This is a genomic window from Flavobacterium gillisiae, assembly GCF_900107635.1.
GTDB classification, from domain to species: domain Bacteria; phylum Bacteroidota; class Bacteroidia; order Flavobacteriales; family Flavobacteriaceae; genus Flavobacterium; species Flavobacterium gillisiae.
The window spans coordinates 81,281-99,008 of record NZ_FNRD01000005.1 but is presented as its reverse complement, the minus strand read 5'-3'; the positions used below and the strand labels follow the sequence as shown (position 1 = coordinate 99,008).

The following is a 17,728-nucleotide window of genomic DNA, read 5'->3' as shown; positions in this document are numbered from 1 at the left end:
TGATTGCATTTAAATATGGGATCGTATCAGTTTCTGGATATCCAAAAAAGTGATATCTTAGACCACAATTTTAGCATTTTGAGTATAATTTTCCCAATCTGAAGGCGTATTGAGATTACCAATTACAGAAGAATCCTGAACAGCAACTACGGTACACTGTTCAGGATTCTTTTTTTTGATTTGAAAATCCAATCTAGAATTTTCGTTTGCTGTATTTAATTGCAACAACGGATTCCAAAACATAGCTGATAACTGAATGGGATGCCCATTTTTTCCTTCGAATTGCGGTTGCACAATCATATTGGTAGTCCTAATTATTTGTTCTAACTCTCCGGTATTCAAAATAGGAACATCAATCGGCTGAATTAAAACAGTTTGATTTTCGGGAATTTGTGCCAAAACGGCTTGTAAAGTCGAAAAAGATCCCTTTTTGGCTGTGGTGTTTACAATAACTTTGACTTTTAAATCATTGTATTTTACAAAACGGTTTTGCGCGTCTTTAAACCAGGGAACTGCGGTAAAATAATTTTCGTGATAATGACCTAGGCCAATATAAACTGTTGTAATAGATGAATTTGCGATTCTATTGAGCTGTTCTAAAATCCAAAACGTTTTATTATACAGCAATAATCCTTTGGGGAAACCCATTCTTTCGGATTTTCCTCCTGCCAACAGTACAAAAGCAGTTTTATTTTCCATAATAAACTTTCAGTAATTCAGAGGCAATGCTGATAGCAATTTCTTTGGGGGTATTTCCCCCCAAGTCTAGTCCAATTGGGCAATGTACTGGCGTAATTCCTTCTGCCATTCCCAATTCTTTTATAAGCATAGCATTGAATCTATTTTTCTTGGTCTTGCTGCCAATCAAACCAATGTATTTTGTTTGGCAAGCCAAAGCCAATGCAGTTATTTCAAAATCCAATTTGTGGTCGTGGGTCATAATTACGGCATAGCAATTATCGCCCCAGCCCACCGTTTGTTTGTATAAGTCAAACGGTTCATTGTGGTATGCTATTGTAGAATCAATGGCAATGGTTTCTTGCCAGTTTTCTCTAGTATCATACAGCTGAATTCCAAAAGGGGTGTCTTTCATAATATCACAAAGAGCAATGCCAATGTGGCCTGCGCCAAACAAATGCAACTGAGGAGATTGATTCATAGGTTCAATTAATAAGGCTACTTTTCCGCCGCAACATTGCTCAAATTCGGGGCCTAAAGTATAACTAAAATATTTTGTTTTGTTCTCTTGTATGGCCGTAACTGCTTCATCAATAATTTGAAATTCCAGTTTTCCGCCTCCTATAGTGCCGTAAAATTCTTTTTGGTTTACGACAATCATCTTTGCACCTAATCTACAAGGTGCTGAACCCAAAATATGAGTTACTGTTACCAAAGCTACCGGAGTATTCTTGGTTTTAAAATCTTGTAATAAGGCAAGCCAATTATTCATTTAAATCTTGTTTGGTATAAAATGTTTTTTTTAAACCATTAAGAAATTAAGATTCAATAAGCCTTAATTCTCTAAATTTCTTAATGGTTTATAATTTCAAAGTCTTAATTTCAATAACTAAGTACTGTTATTTCTTTAAAATTGAAAAATAATACATAGCTAAATAGCTGTAAAATAGCCAATAGTGTTCGGTTTTGCTTAGGTTTTGGACAACTAATTAATAAAAAGGTTTAAGAATCTAAACCAATTCATAATCACTCAGCGGTAAATTGCGGTAGCGTTTACCAGTCAATTTAAAAATAGCATTTACAATAGCAGGAGCAATCACAGGCACACCCGGTTCTCCCACTCCTGTTGGTGGAGCGGTACTTTCTACGATTTCTACTTCAATTTTAGGTGCTTCATTCATTCGAACCATTCGATAATCACCAAAATTACTTTGCTCAATCGCACCGTCTTTGGCGGTTATTTTTCCGTAAAAAGCGAGTGACATACCAAAAATAGCAGCACCTTCCATTTGTGCAATAACTGTATTTTTGTTGACCACTATTCCGCAATCAATCACGGTATTAATTTTGTGAATTTTCACGATACCCTCTACCATAGAAACTTCGACTACAGAGGCTACATAGGACATGAAACTATAATGAACGGCCAAACCTTGCGCGTGCCCTTCTGGAAGAGGCTTGCCCCAACCCGCATTTCCTGCTGCTTTTTTCAATACATTCTTCAATCGAGTAGCACTGAATTTATTGCTTTTATTGTCTTCTGGAGTGCTGTCTTCACCTAGTAATTTTAAATTAAAAGCCAAAGGATCTTGGTTTGCGGCATGTGCCAATTCATCTGTGAAAACATTGATCGAAAATCCGTGCGGAATGTTAATTACAGAGCGCAACCATCCAATTCGCACCATGGCAGGCGCTTGACCTACTTCGATTTGAAAATTTTTAATGTCGAAAGGAACTTCAGAAGCCGAGGTGATTTCCCAACCATTTGGATAATCTGCCGTAGGATCAAAAGTTGATTTGATAGGTGGAAAAGCAAAACGATGCAACCATCCGGTTACATTTCCTTTTTCGTCCAGAGATGCTTTCATATATTGTGCACTTACGGTGTGATAATAACCGTGTTGCGTTTCATCTTCACGTGTCCAAACTACTTGAACGGGTGCTTTTATGGCTTTGGATATTATAGCTGCTTCAACCACATAATCAGGTTTTGATTTTCGGCCAAAACCACCGCCTAGTAAGGTGACGTTGATGATAACTTTTTCATCGTCAAATCCCAAATAGTTTTTTACTTCTTCATGTGCTGCTTGTGGGTTTTGTGTTGGGCACCATACTTCGCAACTGTTTTCCTTGACCCAAGCCACAGTGTTAGGCACTTCCATGGGTGCGTGTGACAAATGCGGCAATTGGTAGGTACTCTCGATCACTTTCGCGGAAGCGGAAAAAGCGGCTTCTATATTACCTCTGGTTTTACTCACTACACCAGGTTTGTGGACGTTTTCGGTTAACATTTCCATGTATTTAACCGAATCATAACTGCCGTTTTTACCGTTATCCCATTCGATAATCAAAGCTTCTTTTCCTTTGAAAGCTGCCCAAGTATTGGAGGCAACGACGGCAACTCCGCCCAATGCACCAAAAGGAGTCTCGATGCGCTCAATTTCAAAAACAGCTTCGACACCCGGAATTTTCATGGCTTCAGTTTTGTCAAAGGACTTTACCGTTCCAAAAGTTACGGGACATCTTGCAATGGCAGCAAATTTCATATTTGGCAAACGGAAATCGAGTCCAAAAATGGCGCTTCCTGTTACGTATTTTTCGACATCAATACTTTTTAGGTTTTTACCAATGTATTTAAAGTCTTTTGGATCTTTTAGAATAATATCTTTTGGTGCTTCGATTGTTTTGGCTATTTCGACCAAATCTCCGAAGCCTATTTTTTTACCGTTTTTATGTACTATAAAATGATTTTCGGCATGACATTCAGATTCAAGAACCTTCCATTTTTGAGCGGCTGCCGAGATCAAAATCATGCGAGTCGTCGCTCCCATTTTTCGCATGGTTTCGTATAAATAACGTACAGAACGAGACCCATCAGTATTTTGGTCGCCGTATTTTTTATGTCCAATAGCTTGCTCAACGCTCACTCTATTCCAATCGGCTTCCATTTCGTCTGCAATGACAGAGGTTAGAGAGGTTCGAACGCCATTTCCCATTTCAGAACGAGAAGCGATTAAAGTCAAACTACCGTCGGGTTTTAATTCGACAAATAAATTGGGTTGAAAAGCACCAGCCAAAACGGATTCTGTTTCATTGGCAAACAAAGACAAATGAGATCCAATGATCAATGCGCCTGAAGTTAATCCTATATTTTTGATAAATGATCTCCTGCTTATGTTTTGAATATCGCTCATTATTTTTGTTGTTTTTTAAGTTCAACCGTATGATGAATGGCTTTTTTGATGCGTTGGTAGGTTCCGCAACGGCAAATATTTCCACTCATGGCGTCATCGATTTCTTCGTCTGTAGGGTTGCTATTGGAATTTAATAAGGAAGTAGCAGCAATTAATTGACCTGGTTGACAAAATCCGCACTGTGGGACATTAAATTCAATCCATGCTATTTGGAGTAATTGTAAGTTAGGCGTAGCCCCTTCGACCGTGGTTATTTCTTTGCCAACGGCAGCCGAAACTGGTGTCAAACAAGAGTAGGTAACTTCGTCATTGACTAAGATTTTACAAGCACCGCAGGCGCCAACGCCACAGCCATATTTAGTTCCTGTAAGTCCTAACGTATCGCGTAATGCCCATAAGAGAGGCATGTCTGGAGACGCATCTAGATTGTGTTTCTTTTTGTTAACTACTAATGTGATCATACCAAATTCATTTAAATTTTAAGAAAGGTACAATTTAATCCTTTTTTGAATTCTTTTATGAAGGTATTTTACCTTATTTTAAGAGTAATTTATCATAAAGTACTTTTCAAAGATCTTTTTATATAAATAATCACATAACCACAAATTATAACTAATTCATTTGTGATTAAATTTTAAAAGTATTTGTTAAAACTTACTTTCCTTTCTAATCAATTGATTAGTTTTGTCATCTAATTTAGTTTTATGCCTAGAGACAAAAAATATAATGAAGTAGAAGTACTAGAACGTGCGATGGATTTATTCTGGAAAAGCGGATATAATAGCACCTCATTACGAATGTTGTCTAAAGAAATGGGAATCAATCAATTTTCTATAAATGCTAGTTTTGGTAACAAGCAAGCTGTTTTTTTAGAAAGCTTAAAAATGTATAAAACTAAGTTGCACCAGTTATTGAAAACCTTTGAAGACAGTTCAAATGGAATTGAAAATATTAAAAACTTCTTTTACGCATTTGCTGCTTTTACAAATCTTGACAACACCAAAAGAGGTTGTTTAATGGTCAACACTATGTCTGAATTTGGTTTAGAAATGGACGAACAAGTCGGTTCTCTAATTTCCAACTACGAACAACACTTAAGAGCTTTATTTAAAAAGAACCTAGAATTCGCTTCTACAAAAGATACTGAAACTATAAAAAAACAAGTGAACTATCTTGTTTTGGCGATTGGCGGTTTGGGTTTAGCAACTAAAGTACAAGAGCAAAATGTCATCGAGGACTATATAGAAATGACATTTACAAACATATAAGCCTTTTTTTGAATCATAACTAATCAAATGATTAGAAAACAAACATACTAAAATAATAATTGTAATAAAAATGGAAAACGAAATAAACATGCAAATACCTGATCCCGTAATTTTCAATAAAGATAGTAACAACAAAAAGCAAAGACCTTTTATTGTGGATAAAACGGAGTATCCTTTTAGGAGCAATTGGTTCGAAAAAGAGGGAACATCCATGCATTATATAGATGAAGGCGAAGGAATTTCCATTGTATTAACTCACGGAAACCCCGATTGGTCTTTTTTGAATCGAAATATAATCAAAGAACTTTCGGGTGAAGCTAGAATAATCGCTTATGATTTGCCCGGATTTGGATTTTCAGACACTCCCGAGAATTATGGTTTTACACCACAAGAACATGTAGAATGGATTAGTGCGCTACTTTTTGAGCATTTAAAACTAGATAAATTTATCATAGTTGTTCAAGATTGGGGAGGACCAACAGGATTAGCTGTTGCTACCAATAACCCTGACAAAGTTTTGGGAATTGTAATAAGCAATACTTGGGCTTGGAAAGCAGAGGGTAAGATGAAGGATTTTTCTATGTACATGAGAACTCCAGAAATGCAGGCCAAAATTATAGACGAAAACTTTTTTGCAACCACATTAATACAAGGTTCAATTAATGTCAAATCAAGCAGTAATAAAGCGGTTACAGATGCGTACGCGATGGCTTTCCCAACCAAAGAGTCTAGAAAAGGAACCGCTGTTTTTCCAGCACAAATAACCTTGGCAGCTGATTGGTTAGAAGAATTAGAAGGCAAACTAAGCACGCTTCAAGAAAAACCGGTTGAATTTATTTTCGGATTAAAAGATGAAGCAGTAGCTTCTCAAGAAATTCAAGATAAGTGGCATTCGATTTTTCCTGATGCAGCCGTACAATTACTCCCAGATGCGGGTCATTTTACACAAGAAGATAGTCCGGAGAGTTTTGTATTATCTTTAAGAAGAATTCTGAAAAATATATAATTAAATTCAAAATGGCAGCATCAACTGATTATTTAGATTTTATACTGGACCAATTGTCAAATTGGAAAACGGTGCACACAAAACGAATGTTTGGTTGTGTAGGTCTCTATGCCGACGAGTTGATATTCGGGATAGTTTCGAAAGAAGCACTGTATTTTAAAGTTGATGATACCAATAAAGAGCACTATTTAGCGGCAGGTTCTGAAACCCTGAAACTTTTTAAAAACAACAGTGTGGTGGCTTCTTTTTATGAAGTTCCTATCGAAATCCTGGAAAACTCTAGTCAAATTATTCTTTGGGCTGAAGCATCATTACAAATTCAAAAAAATAAAATAAAATAAATTCAAAAAATGAAAAATTCAAACAACATATTTAAAAAATTCGTCCTTATCACAAGTATTTTAAACTTTCCAATTGGTATTATGATGATTGCACAAGCTATTTCCAGCAAAACAGGCGAAGCTTTAATAACCAACTCGATAGCAGGAGCATTTATAATCTTTGCTGGAGCATCACTTATTTGGTCACTACAGGATATAAACACACGAGCGTCCATAATCCTTTGGAATGGTTTAGTACGTTTATTTAACGTGTTTCTAGTATCCTATGCTACAACGGTTGGCGAAGTTCCACAAGCAATGCTATACACTACTGGAATGGATTTAGTATTAGCAATAGTTTTCATAGTGGGAAGCGTACAAGTCACGGGAATTCCGTTTTCAAAATTGATTGTAGGCAAAACAAATTAAAGGAGTGGTTTTTAATGGTGGTACAGAGGAATCTACAAATTCCTTTTACATTTTCAGATGTAACCCTACTGTAGAATACATTTCTTAGAGGTAATAAATTCAATATTAGCTTACGCTAAAAGGTTGTTTTTAGTTAGATACTAAAACTTTCCGTAAATTAAAGTCGCTTTAGGGCGACTTTTTTATATCACAGTAAATGAAGAATTTCGAAAACACAAACAAAGCCGACAAAACCGTTATTAAACCAAAATATATACATTTGAGTTTTCGATTGGGAGTTAATCATTTGTCTCTAAATTTAGGATTCAATTCGATGAATAGGAACGATCCTTTAGATTGATTTGCTTAAAAGTTTTTTGCCGATTATCATTCAAAATAGAAAACAAAACTTAATGCGGGTTCAGGTTAAAACTACAGCCAATTCGAATTAAAGCCCATATTATTGCTGTTGAAAATAAAGTTAAATTAATCCTAATTGATCTAGGTCAATGATATTGGTGGTACGGTAATGTAAATTTGTAGGAATTAAAAATTTATAAAAAATAACATGAGCAAACAGCATTTATTAACACCATATAACAAAAATATTAACCTTAATAACAGAGTTGTCATGGCACCTATGACACGTGGTAGAGCAAATAATGAAGGTAACGTTCCAACAGATGAGCTACATGGCTTGTATTACGAGCAACGTGCATCAGCAGGTTTAATTATTACTGAAGGTTCGCAAGTGTCACGTGATGCTGTAGGTTATATCAACACAGCTGGGATCTACTCAGATGAGCAAGTAGAAGGTTGGAAAAAAGTAACCAAACGTGTACATGATAAAGGCGGGAAAATCTTTATTCAATTGTGGCACGTAGGACGTATGTCTCATCCTGATTTTCATAACGGTGCATTACCATTATCCTCTTCAGCTATAAATCCTAACGATAAATCATTTACCCCAGAAGGGTTTAAGGATACTGTTACACCTAAGGAAATGACCATTGAAGATATTAAAACTACGGTAAAAGATTTTCAACATTCAGCTGCAAATGCAGTAAAAGCCGGTTTTGATGGAGTAGAAATACATTCCTCTAATGGCTATTTGTTTCAGCAGTTCTTTAACGGAACGTCTAATAAAAGAACGGATGAGTATGGTGGAAGTATTGAAAACAAAGCCCGTATATTTTTTGAAGTTTTAGACGCGATTAAAGAAGTCATTCCGCAGGAAAAAATTGGAGCACGTTTTAATCCATCATTAAGTGGTCCATTCGGAACGACTATGGATGAAGACACAATCCCAACATTTGAATACATTATTAAAAAATTAAATGATTATAATTTAGCTTACGTTCATCTTTCTGAACCTTTTACAGATGTTTCAGAAATACCATATGCTGTGACAGAAATCGCTAAATATTTCCGACCTTTATATAACGGAACATTAATGATTAATTCAGCATTTGATCAAGAAAAAGGAAATAAAGTAATTGAAGAAGGTCATGCAGATTTAGTAGCTTACGGTAAGCCATACGTATCTAATCCGGATTTAGTAGAGCGTTTTGAAAACAATTTGGATTTAGCAGAGTGGGATCAAAGTACATTTTACGCAGGAGGAGCAGAAGGGTACACAGATTATCCAAAAGCTTCTAAATAAATAACAATACAGAAATTATAAGTAATTTAAAAATCACATAATAATGGCAACTACAATAGTAAAAGCATATGGTGCAACAGCATCAACAGAAGATTTAAAACCTTTAAACATCGAAAGAAGAGCAGTAGGAACAGACGACGTAAAAATTGATATTACTTATTGCGGTGTATGTCATAGTGACATACATACAGCAAGAAACGAATGGAATGGATCAACGTATCCAGTAGTCCCTGGACACGAGATTATTGGTCGAGTAGTAGAAGTTGGAAATGGTGTAAAAAGTCATAAAGTAGGTGATTTAGTAGGGGTAGGTTGTTTAGTAGATTCTTGCCAAACGTGTTCATCTTGTGCGCAAGATTTAGAACAATTTTGCGAAAATGGAGCAACATTTACTTATAATAGCCCTGATAAACATATTGAAGGCAAACAAACTTACGGCGGTTATTCAACATCAGTAGTTGTTGATGAAAAATTTGTACTACGTATTCCAGAAAATTTAGACGAAGCAGCAACTGCACCGCTATTATGCGCAGGAGTTACTACATGGTCGCCATTAAGTCACTGGAAAGTTAAAAAAGGAGATAAAGTAGGAGTGATCGGTTTAGGAGGATTAGGTCATATGGGAGTTAAATTTGCTAATGCTTTAGGTGCGCACGTTGTTATGATTACGACATCACCTGAAAAAGGAAAAGACGCTAAACGTTTAGGTGCTCATGAAGTTTTAGTGTCGAAAGATCAAGAAGACATGAAAAAACACCAAGGTAGTTTCGATTTCATTTTAAACACAATTCCTGTAGGTCATGAAATGGATCCGTATTTAGGATTACTTAAAATTGATGCAACAATGGTTTTAGTTGGTGCGGTAGAACCTTTAAAACCATTTCATGGAGGAAATATCATTATGGGACGTAAGCGTATTGCTGGATCTTTAATTGGAGGTATTAAAGAAACACAAGAGATGTTAGATTTCTGTGGCGAACATAATATTACTAGTGATATTGAGCTTATCAATATGCAAGATATTAATACAGCTTATGAACGTGTTACAAGCAATGATGTTAAATATAGATTTGTAATTGATATGAAATCGCTTAAATAAGACCAATCTTTTTATATCGCATAAAAAAACAGCATCTAAAGTCAATTTAAATGCTGTTTTTTTTTCGAATATGTAACAGAACTAAGCGTACTACAAATTTTAGAGACATAAGATTTCATCAAAATCTTAATTTATGAGTTCCAAAGTGTAATAGCTATGGGACTTTTTTAGTTTAAACAACAATAAGTAAAAGCAACAGTCAGCCCCTTTTTATACCTAAAAATAGTGGTTTGTAGAAAGACTAAAAAAACAGTAATCGAATGAGGGTATTTCTGGATTTAATATATAAGGTGCAAAAAGCATTTTCAAACAAAACTTGCTACCGAAGACGTCTTCAAAATTGCATCTAATAATAGAGTCGGAGCGTTACGATAAAAAAATATATTACTACTTATTTGTGACGTTAGATACTTATTTACTTACATAATGCACAATAATAGCTGTCTTTTCTAATTACAGAAAAGCAAGGGAACAACCGTTTGATTAAAAGCATTTTACAGATAAAAAGCGTGTAGGATATTTAATTTTATAACAACTAAAATTACATTTAACTTCATATTTGTAGGATTTTATAGTATATTATTCGTATATTGAGAAATATAAATCTAGTACTTTTCTAGTTTGTTGTAATTTTTTTTAAAAAAACCAATCCTCTTTTTAATTCAAAATTAAACTTTATTTGTGGTTAAAAAAGCAAGTAAAAGATGTTTTAAAAAAGGAGTAAATTCACTATTTTTCATGTTAAAGTTAAATTTATCAGAATACGATACCAAAGGGTATTATGACGAAATGTTTGATGAAAATAATAACGTTCGGCCCAATTATAAGTTATTTTTAGAACGGCTCCAAAAAGTGAGTCATAAGAAGCTACAAAGCCTTCAACATGCTACTGATAGAGCCCAACTATCATTAGGAATGACCTTTAATGTGTATGACGACAATCAAGGTGTAGAGCGAATTCTTCATTTAGATATTATTCCTAGAATAATTGATAATACAGAATGGACGCACTTAGAAAAAGGCTTACAGCAACGTATTAGAGCACTAAATTTGTTTATACAGGATATTTATAACGACCAAAAAGTCATCAAAGATAAAATTATCCCAAAAGAATTGATTTTATCTAGTGCTTCTTATTTAAAACAATTACAAGGATTTACACCTCCAAAAGACATTTGGTGTCACATTACAGGTTCTGATTTAATTAAAGGTGGTGATGGACAATATTATGTGCTTGAAGACAATCTAAGATGTCCTTCGGGAGTTTCTTACATGCTAGAAAACAGAGAAATTCTGAAAAGAACATTTCCTGAACTATTCAAAAAGCTAGGAGTAAAGCCTGTATATAATTACACACACATTTTAAGAGATACTTTAGAATCACTTACTGATGTTGAAAAACCTAACGTTGTTGTATTAACACCAGGTATTTTTAATTCGGCCTATTTTGAGCATTCTTATTTAGCGCAACAAATGGGTGCGGAGTTAGTAGAAGGTAAAGATTTAATTGTAAAAGACGATGTCGTATTTATGATAACCACCGCTGGTTTACAACGTGTGGATGTTATTTATCGTCGTGTGGATGATGAATTTATTGACCCACTAGCATTTAATAAAAATTCGGTATTAGGAACTCCTGGATTATTTAAAGCCTATCTAAAAGGAAACGTAGTCCTAGTTAATGCACCTGGAACGGGGGTTGTAGATGATAAAGCCGTTTATGCTTATATACCTCGAATCATCAAATATTACTTAGGTGAAGAGATGATTATACCAAATGTACAAACCTATATTTGCGATGAAGAAGCCGATCGTAAATATGTTATTGAAAATATTCATAATTTAGTGGTGAAACAAACAGATGCTTCGGGTGGTTATGGAATGCTTATAGGTCCAAAATCTACTAAAAAAGAGCAACAAGAATTTATTGCTAAAATAAAACACAATCCAAGAAACTACATTGCTCAACCGATGATTAACCTTTCCAGAGTACCAACTTTGACTGAGGACACGATTGAAGGACGTCATGTAGATTTAAGACCCTATGCGTTATATGGACAAGATAGTATAAAAATTATTCCAGGAGCATTAACACGTGTGGCGCTAAAAAAAGGATCAATCGTAGTCAATTCTTCCCAAGGTGGAGGAAGTAAAGATACTTGGATATTAAACAATTAAAATTAAAAAAATTATGCTTGGAAGAGTAGCAAACACAATATATTGGATGAATAGGTATTTAGAACGTGCAGAGAATTATGCTCGTTTTATGGATGTTAACTTTAATTTATCATTGGAATTACCACCTAATGAAATACAACAATGGCAACCACTTGTAGTTATTACAGGAGATTGGGAATTGTATCAATCGCTTAATTCGAAAGTAGAAAAAACGAAAGTCATCTACTTTCTAGCTTTTGAAGAACGAAATCCAAACTCAATTTACAATTGTATTTTAAATGCACGAGAAAATGCACGTGCCGTAAGAACCGAAATCACAAAAGAAGTGTGGGAGCAAATCAATGCCCTTTATTTTTTAGTGAAAGACGGTCAAGAAAAAAAACAATGTTTAGATGTAAATATTAGAGACTTTTTTACCCAAATAAAAAACGGATGCCAATTAGTTTACGGGATGTATGATTCTACCATATCTAGAAATGAAGGTTGGAATTTTGGTAAATTGGGACAAGTTTTAGAACGTGCAGATAAAACATCAAGAGTGCTAGACGCTAAATACCATCTTTTATTAGACTCACCAAAGGAAGTTGGATCGTCGTTAGATTTAATACAATGGGCAGCCCTTTTAAAATCGGTAAGTGCTTATGATATGTATAGAAAAAAATACGGAAAGCTATCGCCTTCCTGTATTGCAGAGTTTTTGATTCTAGATAGAGAATTTCCTAGATCTATATTAGCTTGTCTACTAATTGCTGAGCAATCTCTTATTACGTTGTCTGGTAGTTCTGTTGGCTTTAGTAATGACGCACAAAAACAATTAGGCGCCTTAAGATCGCAATTAGAATATATTGATATTAATGACATTATAGATAAAGGTATGCATGAGTATCTGGATGAGATCCAAGGAAAATTAAATAAAATATCTTCAGCTATTTACAACTCTTTCTTTGTGATACAAACTGATTACTCAGAAGTAAAATAGCGTAACTAGCTGTTTAGTTTTTAAAACAGTCAGTTCGAGTATATTTTGTGGAATGAAATGAAAAGAAAATACCTGTCTGCCACGGGCAGGTATCGAGAACTAATCTTTAAAATTAATTGTACCAAGGTGTTAAAATACTAAAAATTTAGAATCAACCAATGAAATTTAAGATTACTCATAACACCGACTATTTATTTAATTCAGAAGTATTTCTAGAGCCTCATTATTTGAGATTCCGACCAAGACAAACAGCGTATGTCGATGTAACGGATTATTCGATAACGATTCTTTCAGAACCAACAGGGCATAGGGTAGTACAAGATGAAGAAAATAATGTAGTCGATTTTTGTTGGTTTGAAGGAATGACAAACCAATTAACAATTACGTCAACAAGCATTCTGGAAACAAAGGCCTTTAACCCTTTTGATTTCCTCATTTATCCGCTACACTTTAATCAACTACCATTACAATATGATGAATTACAGAAAAAATTACTTTTTTCTACATTAGAAGGCCAACTCATCTCACAAGAATTACTGGATTACGGAACAGCCATTCTAAAAGCTTCTAATTTTAATACGATTTCGTTTCTAACAAATCTGACTAAACAATTACATGACGATTTTAGTGTTGAATATAGAGAAGTAGGATCGCCATTACAACCAGACGAAACTTTTACTATAAAAAGAGGATCTTGCCGAGATTTGTCGTGGATGCAAATAAACCTATTAAGACAGTTTGGAATTGCGGCTCGTTTTGTAAGTGGTTACTATTATTTTGATATGCTCGAGCCCGCTTATGAATTGCATGCCTGGGTGGAGGTTTTTTTACCAGGAATTGGTTGGCTAGGTTTAGATCCAAGTCACGGTATTTTTACAGGAAATACTCATTTCCCGATTGCATCCAGTGCGCACTTCGAAAATACAATGCCAGTCTCTGGAGGTATTCGAGGAAGCGCTACTTCTAAGTTAATAACCCAACTTTCAATAGAAAAATATAAGTAAACCATTATGGGCTGAAAGTTCATACATTTGCAGTTCCGGACTAAAGGTCTACAAGATTAAAAATTAACCTCGAATTTCACAAATTAGCACAAATTAATTAGTGCAAATCTGTGAAATTCGTCGTGAAAAATAGTTACACAAGCTAAAGCGATATGCACTAAATTACAAAGCTTTAGCTATAAATACATCAAGATTAAATTTATGAAAATATTTCAATGTGGGCATTGTGCCCAATCCATATTTTTTGAAAGTTACAAATGTGACAATTGTGGTCATTTATCCGGTTTTAGAGATGAAGATCGCAAAATGCTTACTTTCGATCCTCTTGGCGACACCTTAATTTCTGATCGAGAACAAATCGAATACAAATATTGCAAAAACAAAGAATATGACGTTTGTAATTGGTTAGTAGAGAAGGATTCTCCAGAGGAATTTTGTCAAGCTTGTCAGTTAAACCGAACGATACCGAATCTTTCTGATGAAGAAAATTTTGAAAAATGGCAACATCTTGAAGTTGCAAAACACCGTTTGATTTATCAACTTCAGAAAATTGGTTTAGATTTAGAAAGTAAATTAGGTAAGGAAGAAGGCTTTTGTTTTGACTTTGTCGTGCAAAAACATGATCCAAAGCTTATGACAGGCCATGCAAATGGCGTAATTACTATTCTATTAAAAGAAGCGGATTCTGTCCTTAGAGAAAAAATGCGCAAGCAAATGTTAGAACCTTATCGCACATTGATTGGGCATCTTAGGCATGAGGTAGGACACTATTTCTGGGATCGATTGATATATACCAACAAGAAAGCGTTAAAAGAATACCGAGCAATTTTTGGAAATGAAAGAGTAAACTACGGCGATTCCTTGCAAGAATACTATAAGAAAGGAGCTCCTGAAAATTGGCAAGAGTCATTTATTAGTAGGTATGCTACCTCACATTCTTGGGAAGATTGGGCGGAAACCTGGGCACATTATCTGCATATTATGGATATGCTAGAAACAGCCTACTTTTTTGGTTTGAATGTAAAACCAATTGATAAGGCGAACACGCTACAGGCTAGCGTTTCTTTCGATCCTTATACTGAAAAAGATTTTGATGTTATCATCGAAACTTGTGTTCCTTTATCATTTGCTGTCAATAGTATGAATAGAGCGATGGGGGTTCCTGACGTTTATCCATTTATTATTACACCAAATATGGTAAAAAAAATGAAATTCATTCACAAATTATTATTACCAAAAAGAGCTTAAAAGACCTACAAAAGAAGTTATATAACGGTTATTGTTACTAAATGAATAAAGAAAATGAAGCTGTCGAATCAATTATAGTTCAGGATTTTAACGGCAATCCAATCGATCTACTTAAAAAGTACGAAGGCAAAGCTATTTTGGCAATAATCTATAACAATAAATGTTTGGGATGCACTGGACGTGCAATTCCTTTGGCATATGAATTACAAAAGGAAAATGAAGCTGTACAAGTAGTAGGTATTCATACCAACTTTACTAATGCAAAAGTTACCGAAAGCGAAATCAAGAGTATTTTTACAATTGACGAACTTCCTTTTCCTATTTTTCTGGATGAAGACCATTCAGTTTATGACCAATTTGATTCAGCAGGAACGCCACAGTGGATTTTAATTACTAAAGATGGAATTTTATCGCGCTCCATATTTGGCTCTCAAGAAGGCGCACAAAATCGTCTGTTTTATGCGCTTCAGCAGTTAGATTAGAAATAACCTCAAGAAATAGCGGAGTTTGCACTGAAATAAAGATTTTAAAAAAAACATGAGATAATGAATCTACTACTAAAAGCCTGTTGAGGCTTTTAGCGTAGGTTGATAGGAGGTAAGCATAACATATGTTTAGAATTTAGCAGTCTTCACAAGGCTACTTTCAGATACTTTTGCCATTTCGTACCTTAATTGCTTTATAGTAAGAGTACTACCGTCATGGCTCCAACCAGGTGCGCCAAAAACATACATAAACTTGTGATACCAATTATTTGACTTTTTCATGTCATCCCAAATATTTTTGTATTCGTGAGTTAAAATAACAAACAAATTATAAGAATCTGGAGGTATAGAAACCCCGTATTCTATAGCGATGGAATCGTCTAGTTCTTTCCAAGTTCCAAAAACTCTATCAAAAATATTGAGGAAGCCACCATGGTTTTTGTCCATGTATTCAATATTTCGTGCGTGGTGCACTTGATGCATGGTGTGCGTATTGATGAACTTTTCTATAAACCCCATCTTTTTTATATACTGTGTATGTAGTTGGAATTGCCATATGGCTTCAATACCCATGCAAACAACAAGCATTTCTGGTGGGAAACCAATGATTACAATCCAAACATAAAAAAATGGTTTGTAAAAAATAGTAAACCAACCGTTGCGGACAGCCGTTCCTAAATTAAAATTATCTGAAGAATGATGTACGATATGTGCTGCCCATAAAAAGCGGACCATATGATTTTGTCGATGGAACCAGTAATAAGAAAAATCATCCAAGAGCATACAAAACAGCCAAATGTACCAAGCATATCCAAAAGATTCCCAGCCCATAATATTAGTGCGAACACCATCTACTATAGGATTGAAGAGGTCATAGCCAAAATTAAAAACAAATATTACTGCTACTGTTTTTATAAGTGCGCCAACCACTGCAGATCCAATTCCAAGTGATAAACTTGATAATAAGTCTTTCCATTTATATAATTGTTTGTCATCAAAAGCTTTGCTGTAGGTAAGCTCTATTGCGATAAAGCCTAAAAAACAAGGAACTCCATAAACTAAGGGGTTCGTAAAATCCATTAAGTAGTAGTTTTAAATAAGAATTTGTGTAACGTTAATTACGTTCTAAGTTGTATTTTGGGCAATATACTTTATTTTACTGCAAATCCGGCATTGTAGTAAAACCTTTAACCTTTATAATTCGTTATAATTCGTTATAATTTTTAATGAGTTGGTAGTAAAACCACTATGACAAAATTTTAAATGACAGTTACAAATTAATAAACATGAAGTTTCTTTAGAATCGCGTATTTGAAATTTTATTGACCAATTACACGAATATCGCATAGAAATTGAAAGCTTCGTCGAAATAGAGCTATCAAATATATGTAAAGAGCCTGAATTACTGGTTGCAAGGACTATTACATATTTGCACTATAATTTATAGTATGGATAATCAAACAACATTGTATATACTTAGTCTTTAGCACTTTAAATATACGCAAATAAAACAGGGTTTAATCTAACTCTTTAATGCACATTTGCTATGTTAAAAAAAGACTCCAAAACTAACAAAATTCTATCAAATTACAAAAAGTACCTTTATCAATGTGATAAAATAAGATATTCTGAAAAACCTCCAAACTTATCTACTTTACAGAGAACGATTAGACCTTTTTGCAGAACTACTTTGTTAAACAATTCCATTCTATCATTTCATCTAAAAGGATTGAACACAACGGTGTCAATAATGGTAATAGCAAAAGAATATGATGCTTATTACTTTTTAATAAAAAGTAATGAAAAACGAAGTTTTGAATACACAATATCGTGCCTCTCATTAAAAGAATTGATGTACAAAATTAATTATAAATATAATTTGCTGCATCCATTACTATAAAAAATATTTTAAAGGATTTAACTTATACAATTCCTTTCTTAAAACACAATATTTGTTTTACTGTTTATTATTAATTCTTGTTAGTAATTTTAAGTATAGTAGAACTATAATTTCTAATATCCACAATATGCCAAAAAGCTGGAAATAACTTTGCTGGTGCAAACCATAGCAAAAAGTTATTCTGGCTTTTTTGGTACGAATGAATGAGTAGCCGTTAGGTAAAACGGCGATCAACTCACTTTAGGAACACTTTTTCATAGGTAAAATCTTATTTTCGTATAAATCTATATATTCAAAA

At 34.2% G+C, this 17,728-nt stretch carries 16 protein-coding genes; 11 read left to right on the top strand and 5 right to left on the bottom strand.

The features are described 5' to 3' along the window. Positions 1-57: 57 nt before the first annotated feature. The 4 genes from BLV35_RS08550 to BLV35_RS08535 all read right to left on the bottom strand — a co-directional run bounded on the left by BLV35_RS08550 (position 58) and on the right by BLV35_RS08535 (position 4,333). Positions 58-699, bottom strand: a complete 642-nt coding sequence (locus BLV35_RS08550) for a nucleotidyltransferase family protein (RefSeq protein WP_091087985.1) — start codon at positions 697-699, stop codon at positions 58-60. Continuing rightward, a complete protein-coding gene (xdhC, locus tag BLV35_RS08545; RefSeq protein WP_091087982.1) occupies positions 689-1,450 on the bottom strand; it encodes a xanthine dehydrogenase accessory protein XdhC in 762 nt (253 codons plus the stop codon). Before xdhC ends, BLV35_RS08550 begins: the two co-directional genes overlap by 11 nt. A 238-nt stretch (positions 1,451-1,688) precedes the next feature. Further along, positions 1,689-3,872: a xanthine dehydrogenase family protein molybdopterin-binding subunit gene (locus BLV35_RS08540; RefSeq protein ID WP_091087980.1), complete on the bottom strand. Its 2,184-nt coding sequence runs from the start codon at positions 3,870-3,872 to the stop codon at positions 1,689-1,691. After that, a complete protein-coding gene (locus tag BLV35_RS08535; protein ID WP_091087976.1) occupies positions 3,872-4,333 on the bottom strand; it encodes a (2Fe-2S)-binding protein in 462 nt (153 codons plus the stop codon). The genes BLV35_RS08540 and BLV35_RS08535 overlap by 1 nt, the downstream gene beginning before the upstream one ends. A gap of 243 nt (positions 4,334-4,576) precedes the next feature. On the opposite strand from BLV35_RS08535, the gene BLV35_RS08530 reads away from it, so the two are divergent. The 11 genes from BLV35_RS08530 (at position 4,577) to BLV35_RS08480 (ending at position 15,527) form a co-directional block, all read left to right on the top strand. Then, positions 4,577-5,140, top strand: a complete 564-nt coding sequence (locus tag BLV35_RS08530) for a TetR/AcrR family transcriptional regulator (protein WP_091087972.1) — start codon at positions 4,577-4,579, stop codon at positions 5,138-5,140. Positions 5,141-5,210: 70 nt separating this feature from the next. Further along, positions 5,211-6,146, top strand: a complete 936-nt coding sequence (locus tag BLV35_RS08525) for an alpha/beta fold hydrolase (RefSeq protein ID WP_091087968.1) — start codon at positions 5,211-5,213, stop codon at positions 6,144-6,146. A gap of 11 nt (positions 6,147-6,157) precedes the next feature. Continuing rightward, positions 6,158-6,487 (top strand): TfoX/Sxy family protein, encoded by a 330-nt coding sequence (locus BLV35_RS08520; protein ID WP_091087964.1) that lies wholly within the window; start codon positions 6,158-6,160, stop codon positions 6,485-6,487. A 9-nt stretch (positions 6,488-6,496) separates the two neighbouring features. Beyond that, the gene (locus tag BLV35_RS08515) at positions 6,497-6,895 is read left to right on the top strand and encodes a hypothetical protein (RefSeq protein WP_091087961.1); all 399 of its coding nucleotides are present in this window, start codon (positions 6,497-6,499) and stop codon (positions 6,893-6,895) included. Positions 6,896-7,442: 547 nt separating this feature from the next. Continuing rightward, positions 7,443-8,537: an alkene reductase gene (locus tag BLV35_RS08510; RefSeq protein WP_091087957.1), complete on the top strand. Its 1,095-nt coding sequence runs from the start codon at positions 7,443-7,445 to the stop codon at positions 8,535-8,537. A 43-nt stretch (positions 8,538-8,580) separates the two neighbouring features. Continuing rightward, on the top strand, positions 8,581-9,636 hold the full coding sequence (locus BLV35_RS08505; protein ID WP_091087953.1) for an NAD(P)-dependent alcohol dehydrogenase: 1,056 nt from the start codon (positions 8,581-8,583) through the stop codon (positions 9,634-9,636). 738 nt (positions 9,637-10,374) lie between these two features. Beyond that, positions 10,375-11,814: a circularly permuted type 2 ATP-grasp protein gene (locus tag BLV35_RS08500; RefSeq protein ID WP_091088536.1), complete on the top strand. Its 1,440-nt coding sequence runs from the start codon at positions 10,375-10,377 to the stop codon at positions 11,812-11,814. Between the two features lie 13 nt (positions 11,815-11,827). After that, complete coding sequence (locus BLV35_RS08495; RefSeq protein WP_091087950.1) at positions 11,828-12,793, top strand: alpha-E domain-containing protein; 966 nt, start codon at positions 11,828-11,830, stop codon at positions 12,791-12,793. A gap of 158 nt (positions 12,794-12,951) precedes the next feature. Continuing rightward, positions 12,952-13,797, top strand: coding sequence for a transglutaminase family protein (locus BLV35_RS08490; RefSeq protein ID WP_091087947.1), 846 nt, complete (start codon positions 12,952-12,954; stop codon positions 13,795-13,797). 201 nt (positions 13,798-13,998) lie between these two features. Next, positions 13,999-15,045: a zinc-binding metallopeptidase family protein gene (locus tag BLV35_RS08485; protein WP_091087944.1), complete on the top strand. Its 1,047-nt coding sequence runs from the start codon at positions 13,999-14,001 to the stop codon at positions 15,043-15,045. A gap of 41 nt (positions 15,046-15,086) precedes the next feature. Continuing rightward, positions 15,087-15,527, top strand: coding sequence for a TlpA family protein disulfide reductase (locus tag BLV35_RS08480; RefSeq protein ID WP_091087941.1), 441 nt, complete (start codon positions 15,087-15,089; stop codon positions 15,525-15,527). Between the two features lie 132 nt (positions 15,528-15,659). Here the strand turns inward: BLV35_RS08480 and BLV35_RS08475 are convergent, their stop codons facing one another. After that, entirely contained in the window at positions 15,660-16,610 is a 951-nt protein-coding gene (locus tag BLV35_RS08475) for a sterol desaturase family protein (protein ID WP_091087938.1), read from the bottom strand. Positions 16,611-17,728 lie beyond the last annotated feature (1,118 nt).